This is a genomic window from Serratia sp. AXJ-M (genome assembly GCF_046531865.1).
In the GTDB taxonomy this organism is placed as follows: domain Bacteria; phylum Pseudomonadota; class Gammaproteobacteria; order Enterobacterales; family Enterobacteriaceae; genus Serratia; species Serratia liquefaciens.
This window is the reverse complement of record NZ_CP059394.1, coordinates 2,743,427-2,761,227: the sequence shown is the minus strand read 5'-3', so window position 1 is coordinate 2,761,227 and position 17,801 is coordinate 2,743,427. Positions and strand designations below refer to the sequence as shown.

Genomic DNA, 17,801 nt, shown 5'->3' with positions numbered 1-17,801 from the left:
TGAAAATGCGAGCGGGATCGCCAACTGAAGGGGGTAAAGAGCCGCCCGCAGTGTGCGGGCGGAACAACGGCTTACTTGATTTCGAGCACGTCTAAACGTGCCGGGGCAGGTTCATCCGTCTCTTCCGGCTGCCAACCCACCGGCTGCATCGGAATGTCTTCGCGATCGAAGGCCAAATCGCCACCGTCAACGACTTCACTGCCGTGGTGAATGCCTTTGAAATCAAACAGGTTAAAGTCGCTCAGGTGCGAAGGCACCACGTTTTGCATTGCGCTGAACATGGTTTCCAGGCGGCCTGGATAGCGTTTATCCCAGTCGCGCAGCATGTCGCCAATTACCTGACGCTGCAGGTTAGGCTGCGAACCGCACAGGTTGCACGGAATAATCGGGAATGCTTTCGCCACCGAGAAACGCTCAATATCTTTTTCACGGCAGTAAGCCAGCGGGCGGATCACCACGTGCTTACCGTCGTCGCTCATCAGTTTAGGTGGCATGCCTTTCAGTTTGCCGCCGTAGAACATATTGAGGAACAGGGTCTGCAGAATGTCGTCACGGTGGTGGCCGAGCGCAATCTTGGTGGCACCCAGCTCGGTGGCGGTGCGGTAAAGGATACCGCGGCGCAGACGCGAACACAGGGAGCAGGTGGTTTTGCCCTCGGGGATCTTGTCCTTGACGATGCTGTAGGTGTTCTCCTCAACGATCTTGTATTCCACCCCTAAACTTTCCAGATAGGCTGGCAGGATATGCTCAGGGAAGCCAGGCTGTTTCTGATCGAGGTTAACGGCAATCAGTGAGAAATTGACCGGTGCACTCTGCTGCAGGTTGCGCAGAATTTCCAGCATGGTGTAGCTGTCTTTACCGCCGGACAGGCAGACCATGATGCGGTCGCCTTCTTCAATCATGTTGAAGTCGGCAATCGCTTCGCCCACGTTGCGGCGCAGACGCTTGTGCAATTTGTTGAGGTTGTATTGCTCTTTTTGACTAACGGTTTGTTTTTCTGACATTTAAATCGTGCTCGTTCTCAATTGGGGGCACTATGGGCATGACGTTTTAGGCAGCAAGTTTAGCATTCAACAGGCTGATTGGGTCATTATTCATTTCGCTCTCGGGGCCGTGAAGAACCTTGGCGTGCTGTCATGCCTGGTTGTCTGGGGATAAACGCACCCAACATGCATCAATGTGGCGTGTATGGTACGGATTGTGAGAACGAATACCAGCGTGTTTTGCGTGGTGGGGATGGAAAACGGAAAATAATGGGTGCCAAACCCACATGAGGCCGCATGTGGGCCTCATGTCTTACCGACTCAATTTTATTTATAAATTTCAGCTGTGCCACACAGACGGTTATTGCCGGAGGCGCCGATGATGCGATAAACCTCGGCGCCGGCTTCGACCGCCTTGGCTTCCAGTTCCCGCTGTAGGCTAGAAAGATTATTGCTTGCTGCGCAGGCGCTAATGATCCCGGCTTTTTGCCGATCGGCGGGTGCTGAGTCAACCAGGGTAGCGGCGACGGTCGTGAACGACAGGGTGGCCAGCGCGAGGGCAGTGAGGGCCAGATTGACGTTTTTCATGCTGTGATTTCCTTTTCTGTGGCCTGTATCGATTAAGACTGGCGACGACGTTGATTCGCTCAGTGTGAGTTTTTCAGACCAATGTGGGTTGGCTATTGGTCTTCTCGCGCCGGATAGCCTGCTTCACGCAGCACCGCGAGAAAATCACTTTCGTCCTGAGTACTATCGACCTGAACCTGACGCGCGGCCGGGTCGGTTTCAATCTGGGCCTGCGGATCGACACTGTGCAGTGCCTTGGTGACGGATTTCGCGCAACCGCCGCAGGTCATATTGGGAATGTAGAAACTGTGCATATCAATCTCCTGGTTCTTTAGGGTGTCCGGTCACTATGCGGGTTGACAGCGTGGCAAGGTCAAACGCTTTTCAGTGAAAATTTTTGCTTTGAATTCAATGACGATACCGGTGTATAAGCGCCAAAGCGTGGCGCCTCACGAGGGGGTTGCAGGCTGGGCTCCGTGGTTGTGGCAGGCTCAGCCAAATCCGCCAGGATCGGGCAGTCTGGGCGATCGTTGCCATGGCAGTGATCGGCAAGGTATTCGAGCGTTTGCGCCATCTCTTGCAGTTCGGCGATCTTGGCTTTCAACCTGGCAACATGGGAAAGCGCCATCTCTTTAACGTCGGCGCTGGCACGATCGCGGTCGTTCCACAAGACCAGCAGGGCCGAGATCTGCTCGACAGAAAACCCCAGATCGCGTGCACGACGAATAAATCGCAGACTGTGTACGTCCTGTGGGCTGTAATGCCGGTAACCGGCATCAGAACGAAGGGCTTTCGGGATCAGGCCAATTTGTTCGTAATAGCGGATCATCTTTGCTGAAACGCCAGAAGACTTGGCTGCTTGACCGATGTTCATTATTCACTCCTTCTGGGGGATTCATTAAATTTCCCTAAAGCGGGGGATCGGCTACGGGTCGACAGGTAGCGTTATCGCTGGCACTCGCTGGCGCGATTGGACAGATCGAGTACCACAACCAATCCAGGTGATAGGTGCGATAGAACACTTTCGCGTTCACCTGAGTGGTTGGTGCGATACATACACCGCCACGCGCCTTGGCCTCCTCGCTGATCTCGGGGTTGGAGAGATCGCGTTCTTCGAAAGCGATCCCTTCATTTTCGAGCCAGGATTTCAACGTTTGGCAGTCTGAGCACGTCGGCATGGTGTAGATGACGACCTGAGGATGAAATTCACTGGCCATGCTGGCCTCCTCAAACGTGTTGTAGTGTTGCCGCCTAAACCTTTACGTTTTCCGGCCCGACAGGGCGGGATTCGATACCCATCGGTGCCTGGAAACGCTTTAGACGGAGCGCGTTGCCGAGCACGAAGACGCTGGAGAGCGCCATCGCTGCAGCGGCGAAGATCGGCGAAAGCAAGGTGCCATTTATCGGGTAAAGCATGCCTGCCGCAACCGGGATCAGCACTGCGTTGTAGGCAAAGGCCCAGAACAGGTTCTGCTTGATGTTGCGGATCGTCGCCTGGCTGAGCGCAATGGCATTTGCCACACCACGCAGGTCACCGGACATCAACACCACGTCTGCCGCTTCGATAGCTACATCGGTTCCCGTACCGATGGCCAACCCAACATCTGCTTCGGCCAGCGCCGGGGCGTCGTTGATGCCGTCCCCCACGAAAGCGACGCGTGCACCATGGCTGCGGAACTGCTTCAGCGCCGCGACCTTACCGTCGGGTAAAACCTCAGCCGCGACCTCATCGATACCGAGCTGTCGGGCGATTGCCGAGGCGGTTGCTGCATTATCACCGGTGATCATCGCGACCTTGAGCCCCAATGCGTGCAGCGCCCTGATTGCCTCTGGCGTGGTCTCTTTAATCGGGTCCGCAACGGCGATCACCGCCGCCAAATGACCGTCTATCGCAGCATAAAGCGGGCTCTTGCCTTGCTCACCGAGACGCTGGGCGGCCGGCAGGAAACTGGCCACGTCCAGGCCGAGCTGCGTCATGAAGCGATCGGCTCCAACGGAGACGGTTCGGCCGCTGACCTTGGCTGATACACCGAAGCCCGGTGTGGCATCGAAGGCTTCAATAGCGGCGATCTTGATGTCGCGCTGTTTTGCGGCGGCGACGATGGCTTCGGCGATAGGGTGCTCCGAACGCGTCTCCACGGCGGCAACCAACGCCAGAACCTCGTCGTAATCGAAGCCCTCGGCCGGGACCAGGTCGGTCAACTCAGGGCGACCTTTGGTCAGGGTGCCAGTTTTGTCCAGCGCGATAACGCTGACATCTCGTAGTGCCTGCAAGGCTTCGCCTTTACGGAACAGCACGCCGAGCTCGGCGGCGCGGCCAGTGCCGACCATTATCGAGGTGGGGGTGGCCAGTCCCATGGCGCAAGGGCAGGCGATAATCAGCACGGCCACCGCATTCACCAGCGCGAAGGTCAGTGCCGGCGTCGGTCCGAAGATCAACCAGATCAGGAACGTCAGCGCTGCCGCCGCCATCACCGCCGGGACGAACCACAGGGTCACCTTGTCGACCAACGCCTGGATCGGCAGCTTGGAACCCTGGGCTTCCTCAACCAAGCGGATAATTTGCGCGAGTACCGTATTGGCACCGACTTTGGTGACGCGGAAGCTGAATGCCCCGGTTTTGTTGATGGTGCCGCCGACCACTTCGGCACCGACACTCTTGGACACCGGCACCGGTTCGCCGGTGATCATGCTTTCATCCACATAAGAGGCACCTTCGACGACCTGACCGTCGACCGGGATCTTCTCGCCCGGGCGAACGAACACGACATCACCGGTGGTCACCTGGTCGAGCGGGATTTCCAGGGTTTCACCGTTACGCTCGACGCGCGCCGTTTTGGCCTGCAGCCCAACCAACCGTTTTATCGCCTGAGAGGTTCGCCCCTTGGCGCGAGCCTCCAGCGTGCGCCCAAGCAAAATCAGCGTAACGATCACCGCGGCGGCTTCGAAATAGATGTTGGCGGTACCTTGCGGCAGCACTTGCGGAATGAAAGTGGCCACCACCGAGTAGCCATAAGCCGCCGCTGTACCCACCGACACCAGCGAGTTCATGTCAGGGGCACCGCGCAGCAACGCCGGCACGCCTTTGCGGAAGAAGCGCAGGCCGGGCCCAAACAGCACCAGCGTGGTAAGCACGAACTGCAGATACCCATTGCGCTGTTCACCCAGAACCCCTAACACCCAATGATGCATCGCGGGAATCAGGTGCGAGCCCATTTCGAGGACGAATACTGGCAAGGTCAGGAGGGCGGCAATCAGTAAAGATCGGCGTAGTCCACGGGCTTCGTTCTCGCGCCTTTCACTGTCTTGATCGTCCGAACTTGCCGTGGCGGCAGACAAGCGGCGGGCCTTATAACCGGCCTGTTCGACCGCGGCTTCAAGCATGGCCGTGGTGACGATCCCGGCACTATGGCGCACCCGGGCACGCTCGGTCGCCAGGTTGACATTCGCTTCGATCACGCCCGGAATTTGCCTGAGCGCTTTCTCAACCCGACCGACACAGGACGCGCAGGTCATATCTTCGATGCCGAGTTCAGTGGTTTCTTCACGAACGGCGTAACCGGCGCTCTCGATGGCACCAACGGCTGCCTGCGGATCGGCGGGATCGCCGAAAGTGATATCGGCGCGCTCGGTGGCCAGGTTGACCGTTGCTGTTTGCACGCCGGGAACGGCTTTTAGCGCACGTTCGACGCGGCCAACGCAGGAAGCACAGGTCATACCTTCGACCGGCAGACTCAGACGAGTGGTGCGCAGGGCTGAATTAGAACCTTGTTGCACAGAGACGGAAGTCATTGAACTACCCCTTTACTGATTCGGATATCGAAAAGCTTAAAGCTTCCCACTGTGGGAAGGTCAAGACCTGTCAGGGATTTGTTTTGCCAGGGGCAGATTCGGCCTCGTTTTGGCACCGCCGCAGAGCGTCGTCTCCACAGTACACACCTGCCAACCACCTCCCAATGCCTTATAGATGCTGACCACGGCGAGTTGTTGTTCGGTGCGTGCGACCGCCAGCGCTCGCCGGCTGTTAAAGTCGGAACGCTCTGCGTCAAGGACTTCCAGATAGAGGCCTTGCCCCTGGGAAAACTGCAGCCGGGCGAGACGAGCGGCCTCACGATTGGCTGCTGATTCAAGCAGGCGCAGTTCGAGCGTGCTGCCTGTTGCTTTATAGGCTTTGAAGGCGTCGTCGGTTTCCTGCAGCGCGCGCAATAGGGTTTGATCGTAGAGGAGCAGGGCTTCTTGGGCGCGAGCTTCACTGGCGGCAATCCGCGCTCGGACGCGACCGTTATCGAGCAGAGACCAGCGAATGACCGGAAGGATAAAACCGGACAAAGCTCCGGCACCGTTCACTGCATCGAGGTTCCCGGCAACGAATCCGATCGAGCCTTGTACCTGGATCTCGGGGTAGAGACCTGCCGTTTCTATCCCAATCCGCGCGGTTGCTGCCGCCAGAGTGCGTTCGGCCGCCGCAATATCGGCACGTCGTGCCAGGAGCGCCTCGGGGTTGCCGACGGCGAGGGAGGTAACCTTCAGTTCATCACGCCCAGGTATGGCGACTGGAGGGCTAAACCTTTGCGGCGTTTCGCCAAGCAATACCGCCAGCGCATTGACGGAAACCGCGCGACGGCGCTCGAGCTCGGGGGCGACAACCTCAACATTGCGCAATAACGCCTCGGCGCGCAGTCGGTCAAACTCACTGGCTGAACCGGCATTCGCCAGACGTTCAACCTGAGCCAGGCTCTCGCGCTGGCTTCGGGTGATATCTTCAACGACAGCAAGCTCGGCCTCGATACCGCGCAGTTCAAACCAGGTGGCGGCCACCGCTGCTGCAACGCCGGCTTGCACATCGCGCAACAAGGCTTCACGCGAGCCTGCCTGCGCCTGGGCTTCCTCAACCGAACGGCGCACGCGACCGAACAGATCGATTTCCCAGGCGGTGTCTACGGCACCGCGATAGGTTTCCTGCTGACGAGCCTGGTCAGGCGATGTCTCTATCTCGCTCTTGCGACGGTTTTCATAGCTGAAAGCAGGGCCGCCGCTTGGCAGAAAGCTCTGACGATCCTCGCGCAGCAGGGCTTTTGCTTCTTCGAGCCGCATGGCGGCAATGCCGATATCATGATTAACCGAAAGCGCCTGCCGGATCAGTCCGCTCAATATCGGATCGTCGAAGGCACGCCACCATTCAACCTCCACGGCAGCGGAATTAAGGCCTGGCGAAGCTGCACCAAAGCTGGCGGGAAGCCGTGCCGAAGACAGCGAAGGCGGCGAATAGTCTGGCCCTACAGATGAACACCCGGTTAACAGGGTAAGCGCACTCAGGGGGAACCACAGCGATTGATAGAGGCTTTTCATGAGGTGCTCTCCTTAATGCGCTGTTTGCGCAGCTTCGATTCTGCCCGGCGGCGTTCGATACGAACGGACAGGTTACGCATCACCACATAAAACACCGGCGTCAGGAACAGACCGAACAGCGTCACGCCTAGCATGCCGGCGAAGACGGCGATACCCATTGCATGGCGCATCTCCGCCCCGGCACCGCCGGCAAAGACCAGAGGAACCACACCGGCGATAAAGGCCAGGGAGGTCATCAGGATTGGCCGCAGTCGCAGCCGACAAGCCTCAATAACCGCATCCAGCGCGCTTGCGCCCTCGGCCTCGAGAGTGCGGGCGAACTCGACGATAAGAATGGCATTTTTGGCGGCCAAACCGACCAGTACGATCAGCCCGATTTGCACAAAGACGTTGTTGTCACCGCCGGTCATCCAGACGCCAATAATGGCGCTCAGCAGACACATCGGCACAATCAACAGGACGGCCAGCGGCAACAACCAGCTGTTGTACTGAGCGGCAAGGATGAGATAGGCCAGAAGCACACACAGCGGGAAGATGAACAACGCCGAATCCCCGGCCAGCTTTTGCTGGTAGGTAAGGTCGGTCCATTCAAAAGTCATGCCTTCCGGCAGCACTTCTTTCGCCAGACGCTCCATCACGGCTACCGCCTGACCCGAACTGATGCCGGCCATTGCGCCGCCGGAGATGTCGGCGGAAGGATAGCCGTTGTAGTGGATCACTCGGTCTGGGCCTGAGCTCGGTGTGACGGTAACAAATGAAGATAAAGGCAGCATTTTCCCGGCAGCATTGCGTACTTGCAGGCGACCGATGGCTTCTGCCTGCATGCGATGGTCTGCATCGGCCTGGGCGGTTACTTTGTAGGTGCGGCCAAAGCGGTTGAAATCGTTGACATAGAGAGAACCGAGATAGACCTGCAGCGATTCGAAGATATCCGCCAGACGGACGCCCTGACTCATGGCTTTGGTACGATCGATGGCAACGTCGAGTTGTGGGGCATTGACGTCAAAGCTGGTCATCAGTCCGGCCACCTGTCCCGACTCGGTGGCTTTGGTCATCAGGATCTGGGTTTGCTGAACCAGAGCATCCAATCCGGCGCCGCTGCGATCCTCAATTTGCATTTTAAAACCGCCGGTGGCGCCCAGTCCCGGTACCGGTGGCGGTGGAAATACGCCGAGGAAGCCGTCGGGAATGCCGGCGAATTTTGCTTGCAGGCGGCCGGCAATCGCGGTCGCGCTGAGATCGTCTGTTGTACGAGCTTCAAACGGGTCAAGCATAACGAACATGACGGCGGCATTCGGTACGTTGACGAAGCCGTTGATCGACAGCCCTGGGAAGGCTACGACGCTCTCGACACCGGGTTCCGCCAGCGCGATTTTCGACATCTGTTTGACGACCGCATCGGTGCGTTCCAGCGAGGCCGAATTGGGCAGTTGGGCAATACCAACCAGGTAGTATTTGTCCTGCATCGGTACGAAGCCGGGCGGAACCGCCTTAAAGCCGAAGAAGGTCAGTGCCAGTAAGCCACCGTAGACCAAAAGCGCCAGACCGCTAACCCGGACCACTTTGCGGACCGTATTGCCATAAGCGCTAGGCGCGTGTCGGAAAGGCCGGCCAAACGCACGGAACAACCGATCGGCTCGACCGCGCAGGGCACGCGGATCTCGGGCGATCGCAGCCTTGCGCGGACGCAACAAAAGGCCGGCCAGCGCCGGGCTGAGTGTCAGGGAGTTGATGGCCGACAGAATGGTTGAAATGGCGATGGTGAGCGCAAATTGTTGATAAAACTCCCCCTGCAGGCCGCTCAGGAAGGCAGTGGGGATGAATACGGCGGCAAGCACCGAGGTAATGGCGATGATGGGGCCGGTCACTTCGTCCATGGCGCGTCTTGCGGCCTGGGGAGGCTCCTCGCCATTTTCGATATGTCGTTCGACATTTTCGACCACGACGATCGCGTCGTCGACCACTATCCCAATCGACAACACCAGGCCAAACAGCGACAAGGTATTGAGCGAAAAGCCCATCAGATGCATGACGGCAAAGGTCCCGATCAGCGATACCGGCACCGCCATCAATGGGATCAACGACGCGCGCCAGTTGTGCAGGAACAGCACTACCACGATCACCACCAACAGGATCGCCTCCAGCAGGGTGGTGGCTACCGACTCCAGCGAAGCACTGACGAAGACCGTTGGGTCATAAGCTATGCGCGAAGTGAGTCCTGCCGGAAAGTGAGTTTCGAGCCGTTGCATGGTGGCCCTCACGGCCTTAGAAACGTCTAGCGCGTTAGCTCCCGGGCTTTGAATAATTTGCAACGCGACGGCCGGCTCACCGTCGAGCAGGCTGCGCAACGCGTAGGCATCAGCCCCCATTTCGATGCGGGCGACATCGCGCAGGCGAGTGATTTGGCCGTCGCTACCGGTGCGAATAATGATATCGCCAAACTGTTCCTCGTCGGTCAGGCGGCCGAGGGTATTGACCGTCACCTGGAATGCGGCGTTGGAGTTGGGCGTCTGGCCAACCGAGCCGGCCGCCACCTGAACGTTCTGTTCACGTACGGCGGCGATAACGTCACCGGCCGTCAACCCTCGCGCAGCGATCAAATCAGGATCGAGCCAAAGCCGCATGCTGTACTCGCCGGCACCCCAAACCAAAACGTCACTGACTCCGGGGATGCGGGAAAGCTCATCGCGTACCTGGAGGTAAGCGTAGTTTGAAATGTAGAGAGGATCGTAACGCTGATCAGGCGACAGCAGGTGAACGACCATCAGGATATCCGGCGAGGTTTTCTGCGTGACGACGCCCTGGCGTTGAACCTCTTCAGGTAACCGCGGCAGCGCGCGCGAAACCCGGTTCTGCACCTGAACCTGCGCCATATCGGCATTGGTGCCCTGGGCGAAAGTGACGGTCAGGATCATTCGGCCATCGGTTGCCGACTGCGACGACATGTACAACATGCCCTCAACCCCGGTGATTGCCTGTTCGAGCGGAGCCGCTACCGTTTCAGCGATCACTTTGGGGTTGGCTCCGGGGTAAGACGCGGTCACTTGCACCGTTGGCGGAGTGACTGCCGGATACTCGCTAAGCGGCAGTTGGAAGAAGGCCACGCTGCCGGCGAGCACCATCAAAATTGACAGGACGATGGCAAATATCGGGCGTGCGATGAAGAAACGAGGAAAAGTCATTACGCGGCCCCCGTGGTTGTCGGCGCCGTCATGGGAGCACCATCAATGGCGGTTGTTTGCGGCGTGATCTGCATACCGGGGCGTACCAGGCCCTTGACCACGATACGCTCACCCGGCTGCAGACCCTGTTCGATCACCCGCATGCCTTCGACCATCGGGCCCAGCTCGACTGGCCGATATTCGGTTTTGTCACCTTTGCCGACGACCAACACATAGCGGCGGCCCTGATCGGTGCCAATTGATTGATCGGACACCAGTACGCGGGCTCGCGGTGCACCGGTTTCCAGTTTGACCTTGGCAAACAGGCCAGGGGTCAATTGTCCATCGGCGTTATCGACAACGGCGCGAATACGCACGGTGCCCGTCTCACGGTCGGCGGAGTTGGCAAGAAAATCGACACGGCCAGTTCGGGTATAGGTTTTGTCGGTGATCAGCGCGACCATCACCTTGGTTGCCGGCGGGGTGGCACGAGTGCGGTCTGCGGCGAGCGAACGCAAATAGGTGCGCTCGTCGACGTCGAAATAAACCTGCAGCGGGTTGGTCGAGACAATCGTCGTGAGCGGCGTTACGCCATTGGTAACGTAGTTGCCCTCGGTGACCAGCACCTGGCCGACGCGCCCGCTGATGGGCGCCGTGACGCGCGTGAACTCCATATCCAACTCTGCCGCAGCCAGTGCGGCTTTCGCGGCATCGACCTGCGCTTTGCCTGCATTCAACGAAGCGGTTGCCGTATCGAGCTGAGCACGCGCAAAAACCTTTTGAGCAAACAGCTGTGTGGCACGGGCATATTCCGTTTGAGCGAGCCGCGCTGCTGCTTCAGCCTCGCGCAAGCGAGCTTTGGCGGCACTCAGCGCGGCTTCGTACACCCGAGAGTCAATGAGAAACAGCCGTTGGCCTTTCTCAACCCAGCGACCTTCCGGCACGCTGACATCTTGCAGATATCCGGCGACTCTTGGGCGCAGTTCAACCTGTTTGACAGCGGTTAGCGAACCGGTGAACTCGACAAAAGGCGTGACCGGGCGAACGACCACTTCGGCTACTGGTACGCTCGGAGGCTTGGCGGGGGCAGCTGCGGACACCGTCTCTTTGCAACCGGCGACAGCGAATGCGACGCTTATCGCCGCAGTGATTAGAGTGACACGTTTGGCTTTCATCATTTGACCTTTCGCGACTGAAGTCGACAGTGGAATTTATTGAGCCGAAGCGGCTCTGATTGCACTTATCGGACTTACCACGTTTGGAAGGTCAAGCTGTTTTTGAGGGCTGATTCAGGTTATTCGATACTGTGTTGCGCGAGGGCGTCTGGCGTGGAGAAAGTTACGCAGTGGCAAAAAACAAAAGCGGGGCGCGAACCGGTCGCGCCCCGTGGGTTTACTCGGCGGAGGAGGTTTCCCCCTTGCCAGCCAGCAGGCTGAGGAAGTCGTACTTCTCCTTCAGCTCTTTTTCTGCGGCCTGATACAGCGCGCTGGCGACTTCCGGCTGCTGTGAGTTCAGGCGGCGGAAGCGCTGTTCTTTCAGCAACGTATCGGTCAGATTGCTGTTTGGCGGCCGGGAATCCAGCGCCAGCGCCGGTTTGCCCTCATCGGCGCGACGTGGATCGAAGCGATACAGCGGCCAGAATCCGGTCGCGGTCAGCTGTTTCATCTGGTCGTGACTGAGTGCCAGATCGTAACCGTGTTCTTCACAGGGGCTGTAGGCAATGATCAGGGATGGCCCCGGATAAGCTTCGGCTTCCTGAATGGCTTTCACCGTCTGATTAAGCTGCGCACCCAGCGAGATTTGCGCCACGTAAACATGGCCGTACATCATCATGCTGACGCCCAGATCCTTACGTGCCTTGCGCTTGCCGTGTTCGCCGAATTTGGTCACCGCCCCGAGCGGGGTGGCCTTCGATTGCTGGCCGCCAGTGTTGGAGTAACACTGAGTGTCCAACACCAGCACGTTGACGTTTTCGGTCAGGCTGAGGACGTGATCCAACCCGCCGAACCCGATATCGTAAGCCCAGCCGTCGCCACCAATCAGCCAGATGGATTTATCCACCAGATAATCGGCGTCAGTCGCCAGTTGGCGCGCGTCGTGACCTTCAATCTGCGCCAGCAAGCCGCGCAGTTCCTTAATCTGTTGGCGACGCGGCTCTGGTGCGATATCCGTCATCTGCAGAGCGTTGACCAACTGTGCCGGCAGCTGCGGCGCCAGGGTGTTCAGCAAACGCAGTACGCGGCTGCGGTGCTGATCGACCGTTAAGCGGAAGCCCAGACCGAACTCCGCATTATCCTCGAACAACGAGTTGGCCCAGGCTGGACCGCGGCCTTCGGCATTGGTGGTATAAGGTGTAGTCGGCAGGTTGCCGCCGTAAATGGACGAACAGCCGGTGGCGTTGGCAATCAGCAACCGGTCGCCATAAAGCTGGGTCAGCAGCTTGATGTACGGTGTTTCCCCACAGCCGGAACAGGCACCGGAGTATTCGAACAGCGGCGAAATCAACTGCGAGGTACGGATGTCGATCCGCTCGATCTGCGAGGGATCAATTTCCGGCAACTGCAGGAAGAAGTCGTAATGCGCTTTTTCTTCAGTCAGGTGCTCAAGGCGCGATGCCATGTTGATGGCCTTGATGTCCGGGTTCTGGCGATCTTTTGCCGGGCAGACTTCAACGCACAGATTGCAGCCGGTACAGTCTTCCGGCGCGACCTGCAGTACGTATTTCTGGCCGCGCATGTCGCGCGCTTTCACATCCAGCGATTGCAGCGAGGCAGGGGCGTGCTCCATGGCCTCCGGCTGAACCACTTTGGCGCGGATGGCGGAGTGCGGGCAGGCGGCAACGCAGTGGTTGCACTGGGTGCACAGATCCGGCTGCCAAATGGGGATATCCTCGGCGATATTGCGCTTTTCCCACTGGGTGGTCCCCACCGGCCAGGTACCGTCCGGCGGGAAGGCTGACACCGGCAACGCATCCCCCAGTCCGGCCAGCATCGCGGCGGTCACGGTTTTGACAAAGTCAGGAGCCGCATCCGAGACAATCGGCGGTCGCATTGGGCTGCTTTCGTTAACCGGCTGCAGGGGGATTTCAATCAGCGCGTCAAGCGTGGCGGCCAGCGCCTGCCAGTTGCGCTCAACAATATCCTGGCCTTTGTTGCTGTAGCTGCGTTCGATAGCATCCCGCAATTGCTGGAGTGCTACGTCGCCCGGCAGAATTTGGGTCAGATGGAAAAACGCCATCTGCATTACGGTGTTGATACGTGCACCGAGCCGGCATTCACGTGCCAGTTTCGCCGCGTTGATGATATAGAAGCGTGCCTGACGTTGCTGCAAGACGGCTTGCACTTCCTGCGGCAGCCGCGACCAGGCCTCTTCGGCACCATAGGGAGTATTGAGCAGGAAAATGCCGCCGGGTTTCAGGCGCTCCGCCATCTGGTAAGTATCGATAAATTGCAGTTGGTGGCAGCCGACAAAGTCGGCGCGACTCACCAGATAGGCCGAGTTGATGGGCTGTTCGCTGACGCGCAGGTGGGATACTGTCAGGCCTCCGGCCTTTTTCGAGTCATAAACGAAATAGCCCTGGGCATACATTGACGTACTGTTGCCGATGATTTTGATGTTGTTCTTGGTCGCGGAAACGGAGCCGTCACTGCCAAGACCGTAGAACAGCGCCTCCAGCGACGCGCGCTGCGGCAGGGTTTCTTCACTGAGTGGCAGGGAAAGACCGGTCACATCGTCGAAAATGCCGACGGTAAAGCGTGGACGCGGGCGATCCAGAGCCAGCTCGTTAAACACGGCTAACGCGCAGTCAGGGCCAAACTCTTTCGAGGAGAGCCCATAACGGCCGCCGATCACCATCGGCATATGGGCGCGTTCACCCCGGCTGAACGCTTCAGCCAGTGCGGTCATCACGTCCAGATACAGGGGCTCCGCCAGCGCGCCGGGCTCCTTGGTACGGTCCAGTACGGCGATTTTCTTCGCGCTTTCCGGCAACACGCTGAGTAGGTGCTGCGCGGAAAACGGCCGAAACAGCCGCACTTTCAGCACGCCGACTTTTTCACCACGGGTCAACAGGGCGTCGATCGCTTCTTCGCAGGTGCCGATGGCGGACCCCATCAGGATCACCACGCGCTCGGCCTGTGGATGGCCGTAATATTCGAAGGGCTGATACGCCCGGCCGGTGATCTCGGCGAACTTGTCCATCGCGTCAATCACATGCTGGCAGGTCGCGTTATACCAGGGGTTGGTGGCTTCGCGCGATTGGAAATAGGTGTCCGGGTTGGCGGAGGTGCCCCGCACCACGGGATGATCAGGCGACAGTGCGCGGCTGCGGTGCGCATCAATCGCGTCCTGAGGCAGCATCTGGCGCAGGGTATCGTCGCTCAGCGGCACGATTTTGTTGATTTCATGCGAGGTGCGGAAACCATCAAAAAAGTGAATAAACGGCAGGCGGCTGTTGAGACTGGCCGTTTGGGAAATCAGCGCAAAATCCTGTGCTTCCTGGACGTTGCTGGCGCACAGCATGGCGCAGCCGGTTTGGCGTACCGCCATCACGTCGGAATGGTCGCCAAAAATCGACAGCGCATGGGTGGCGATGGTGCGCGCAGCAACATGCAGCACAAACGGCGTCAGTTCACCGGCCAGTTTGTACAACGTCGGGATCATCAGCAGCAGGCCCTGCGATGAGGTAAACGAGGTCGACAGCGCGCCGGTTTGCAATGCGCCATGTACCGTGGCGATCGCACCGCCTTCCGACTGCATTTCCACCACTCGCGGCACGTCGCCCCAGATATTTTGACGGCCGTCGCCGGACCAGGCATCCGCCTGTTCCGCCATGGTCGAACTGGGGGTGATTGGGTAGATGGCAATCACTTCGCTGGCGCGGTAGGCGACGGAAGCGACTGCATTATTACCATCTGTAGTAATCATCAACTTTACCTTTCATTGCTCAAAAAGCTGCGAAAGTCACCTCTCGCAGTAATTAACAAAGTCTAGCAGAGGGATATATTGGCCCTTTATCGCGTTTGTGTGGCGGATGATAAATCGACAAAAAATGCGACAAGGAGATATTTCACGACTTTAAATGGCCCTGAAGAAAAATTGTCATCGTTGTTTAACGACAATTTATTTCCGGCGCGTCATACTGGTGAATAGGTAAACTTACAGAAGAAAAAACGATGAGCGGATTTATGTATTTGACCATGGCGATAGTCGCAGAAGTGATCGCCACCACCATGCTGAAAGCCTCTGAGGGATTCACTCGCTTGTGGCCGTCGCTGGTGGTCGTGGTCGGCTATGGCGTAGCTTTCTGGGGGCTGTCGATGGTGGTGAAAACTATGCCGCTGGGCATTGTTTACGCCATCTGGTCGGGCATGGGTATTGTTCTGGTGTCAATTGCCGCGGTATTTGTTTATCAACAAAAGCTGGATTGGCCAGCCGTGCTGGGGATGGGATTAATTATTGCCGGCGTGTTGGTGATTAATTTACTGTCGAAAACCGCAGCGCACTGATCCTTATTTAGACCGAAACAATCGCCAGCGCGACATTCAGTGGCGCTGGCAGAAAACCTTATTAATAAATAACGGAAAATAATAGATTACCCCCAAGTTTGGATCTTCCTTTTACCGGCAAAAAATGCGCCATTTTGACACCGCATTTTGGTGCTGTTCGCCTCGCCTCAAAGCGTTAACCTCTCCTAAAATGCCTGTTTAACCCGGCTGTGACTGACCCTTGTTCAGGTCGGGCAGGGATGTTCGATGTTTGCTCCGCGGACAGAGCGGAAAAATCCAGTAACCATAATAATTTCGTCGCTGTTCAAATAAACGGCAAATAATTGCAGGAATATATTTTCATTATTTATATATCAGGCTAGATTAAACAGGTTTGCATCAAAGATAACCTAACGTGTCCGCAATAAAGTGATGCGAGTTATCGGCAATGGCGATTTTACACAGCGCAGTTTCGGGTTCAGGAGTGGATTAATGACAATATTAAAAGGGTTGCTGGCCGGCACCGTACTGCTTTTGGCCGCCTGCAGCAGCAACAACGAAGAACCAGTCCAGCAGGCTAACAGTGCAAGAATCAATAACTTACAGACCAGTGCTAACTGTGCCATCGTTGGCGGCGTCACGACCGTGACCCACAATTTAAACGGCGAAGCGATCAGAATGTGCCAAATGCCGAATGGTAAACAGTGCGAAGAATCGACGCTGGGGCGGGGTGCCTGCGCGAGCGCCGGCTAACGGTTAATAACACCAGGCCGCAGAGCAGCCTGGTGCACAGGGATCACTGCACCCAATCGCGCAGTGTATAAACCAGGGTATGGTCGCCGCCGCTCAGCGTTAATTGCTGAGCGCTGAGGGTGACTTTTGCTCCTTTGCCCAACACGTCGCCGATCACCCGATCCCACTGATTGAGTTGCGGGTCTGCGCACAGCATGCGTGTTGAAGCCAGACCTTTTACCGTCAGCACGCCATTTTGCAATTGGCCATTGCCAAAGAAACGGTTACACATGGCACCGGAAACGTGCAGGGTTTCACCGAACTCGATGTTGGGCTGCTTGCCCTGGCCCGCTTTCACCGCTACGCCGTCGACGCTTTGCAAAATAAAGTTATGATGCAACAGGTCGCTTTCCTTTACCGTCTTTCCGTTTTGACTCATTCCACACCCGGCTAACAGCAGCGGCATTAACGCCACCAACATAGACTTTTTCATCGGCTCTCCTTAGGACAAATCAGGCATTGAGCTGGTTAGGGCAAGGCTCACCACGATCCAATTGGCTCACGTTCTGCAACGTGGTTTCCGAGATGCTGGTCAGCGCCTCTTCGGTCAGGAAAGCCTGATGACCGGTGAACAACACGTTGTGGCAAGCAGACAGACGACGGAAAATATCGTCCTGGATCACGTCATTGGATTTATCTTCGAAGAACAGGTCGCGTTCATTCTCATACACGTCCATCCCCAGGGCGCCGATTTTCTGTTGTTTCAGGGCATCAATCGCGGCTGATGAGTCAATCAAACCGCCGCGGCTGGTGTTGATGATCATCACGCCATTTTTCATCGCCGCAAAAGCGTCGGTGTTCAACAGATGGTGATTTTCCGGCGTCAGCGGACAGTGCAGGGTAATGACGTCAGATTGTGCGTACAGCGTTTTCAGATCGACATATTCCGCGCCCAGCTCCAATGCCTGTTCGCTTGGGTACGGGTCATAAGCCAGAAGTTTCATGCCGAAGCCTTTCAGGATGCGCATGGTGGCGACGCCGATCTTACCGGTGCCAATCACCCCGGCAGTACGGTTATGCATATTGAAGCCGATCAAACCCTCAAGCGAGAAATTGGCGTCGCGGGTGCGTTGATAAGCGCGGTGAATACGACGATTCAGGCACATCATCATGCCCACGGCATGTTCAGCGACCGCTTCCGGCGAGTAGGCCGGTACGCGCACCACCTTGATGCCCAGTTCTTTGGCGGCGTCCAAATCGACATTATTGAACCCGGCGCAGCGCAGAGCCAAAATTTCGACCCCCAACGCCGCCAGTTCTTCAAGCACTTCACGGCTGCCGTCGTCGTTGACGAAGATGCAGATGGCTTTGCAGCCGGCGGCGTTTTTGGCGGTTTTTTTACTGAGCAGAAAGTCGAAGAACTCCAGCTCGTAACCAAACTGCTGATTCACCAGTTCGAGATATTTACGGTCATACTGTTTGGTGCTGTATATCGCCAATTTCATCGTGGTTTCTCCCGCGTG

At 57.5% G+C, this 17,801-nt stretch carries 14 protein-coding genes; 2 read left to right on the top strand and 12 right to left on the bottom strand.

Going from position 1 to position 17,801, the window contains the following annotated elements:
- Positions 1-71 precede the first annotated feature (71 nt).
- From ttcA to nifJ, 10 genes are all read right to left on the bottom strand, one after another.
- Positions 72-1,004, bottom strand: a complete 933-nt coding sequence (gene ttcA, locus H0S68_RS12890) for a tRNA 2-thiocytidine(32) synthetase TtcA (protein ID WP_020827084.1) — start codon at positions 1,002-1,004, stop codon at positions 72-74.
- 306 nt (positions 1,005-1,310) lie between these two features.
- Positions 1,311-1,571, bottom strand: coding sequence for a multiple stress resistance protein BhsA (gene bhsA / locus H0S68_RS12885; protein ID WP_201896340.1), 261 nt, complete (start codon positions 1,569-1,571; stop codon positions 1,311-1,313).
- 92 nt (positions 1,572-1,663) lie between these two features.
- Positions 1,664-1,864, bottom strand: a complete 201-nt coding sequence (locus tag H0S68_RS12880; RefSeq protein ID WP_115058725.1) for a heavy-metal-associated domain-containing protein — start codon at positions 1,862-1,864, stop codon at positions 1,664-1,666.
- A gap of 59 nt (positions 1,865-1,923) precedes the next feature.
- A complete protein-coding gene (cueR, locus tag H0S68_RS12875; RefSeq protein WP_130015820.1) occupies positions 1,924-2,424 on the bottom strand; it encodes a Cu(I)-responsive transcriptional regulator in 501 nt (166 codons plus the stop codon).
- Between the two features lie 34 nt (positions 2,425-2,458).
- Positions 2,459-2,767 carry a glutaredoxin family protein gene (locus H0S68_RS12870; RefSeq protein ID WP_130015819.1) on the bottom strand — a complete coding sequence of 103 codons (309 nt, stop codon included), beginning with the start codon at positions 2,765-2,767 and terminating at the stop codon, positions 2,459-2,461.
- Between the two features lie 34 nt (positions 2,768-2,801).
- Positions 2,802-5,342, bottom strand: a complete 2,541-nt coding sequence (locus tag H0S68_RS12865) for a heavy metal translocating P-type ATPase (RefSeq protein WP_261439497.1) — start codon at positions 5,340-5,342, stop codon at positions 2,802-2,804.
- 60 nt (positions 5,343-5,402) lie between these two features.
- A complete protein-coding gene (locus tag H0S68_RS12860; protein ID WP_410528751.1) occupies positions 5,403-6,899 on the bottom strand; it encodes an efflux transporter outer membrane subunit in 1,497 nt (498 codons plus the stop codon).
- Positions 6,896-10,081 (bottom strand): efflux RND transporter permease subunit, encoded by a 3,186-nt coding sequence (locus tag H0S68_RS12855; RefSeq protein ID WP_410528750.1) that lies wholly within the window; start codon positions 10,079-10,081, stop codon positions 6,896-6,898. Before H0S68_RS12855 ends, H0S68_RS12860 begins: the two co-directional genes overlap by 4 nt.
- Positions 10,081-11,238, bottom strand: coding sequence for an efflux RND transporter periplasmic adaptor subunit (locus tag H0S68_RS12850; RefSeq protein WP_316044336.1), 1,158 nt, complete (start codon positions 11,236-11,238; stop codon positions 10,081-10,083). Before H0S68_RS12850 ends, H0S68_RS12855 begins: the two co-directional genes overlap by 1 nt.
- A 214-nt stretch (positions 11,239-11,452) precedes the next feature.
- Positions 11,453-14,986 carry a pyruvate:ferredoxin (flavodoxin) oxidoreductase gene (nifJ, locus tag H0S68_RS12845; RefSeq protein ID WP_116690376.1) on the bottom strand — a complete coding sequence of 1,178 codons (3,534 nt, stop codon included), beginning with the start codon at positions 14,984-14,986 and terminating at the stop codon, positions 11,453-11,455.
- A gap of 248 nt (positions 14,987-15,234) precedes the next feature.
- Here nifJ and H0S68_RS12840 point away from each other — a divergent pair, with 248 nt between their 5' ends.
- Both H0S68_RS12840 and H0S68_RS12835 read left to right on the top strand, forming a co-directional pair.
- Positions 15,235-15,567 carry an SMR family transporter gene (locus H0S68_RS12840; protein WP_044551516.1) on the top strand — a complete coding sequence of 111 codons (333 nt, stop codon included), beginning with the start codon at positions 15,235-15,237 and terminating at the stop codon, positions 15,565-15,567.
- A gap of 471 nt (positions 15,568-16,038) precedes the next feature.
- Positions 16,039-16,299, top strand: a complete 261-nt coding sequence (locus tag H0S68_RS12835) for a DUF333 domain-containing protein (protein ID WP_046373425.1) — start codon at positions 16,039-16,041, stop codon at positions 16,297-16,299.
- A gap of 43 nt (positions 16,300-16,342) precedes the next feature.
- On the opposite strand, the gene hslJ is transcribed toward H0S68_RS12835, so the two are convergent.
- Positions 16,343-16,771: a heat shock protein HslJ gene (gene hslJ / locus H0S68_RS12830; protein ID WP_122079466.1), complete on the bottom strand. Its 429-nt coding sequence runs from the start codon at positions 16,769-16,771 to the stop codon at positions 16,343-16,345.
- Positions 16,772-16,790: 19 nt separating this feature from the next.
- On the bottom strand, positions 16,791-17,783 hold the full coding sequence (locus H0S68_RS12825) for a 2-hydroxyacid dehydrogenase (RefSeq protein ID WP_046373427.1): 993 nt from the start codon (positions 17,781-17,783) through the stop codon (positions 16,791-16,793).
- Between the last annotated feature and the right edge of the window lie 18 nt (positions 17,784-17,801).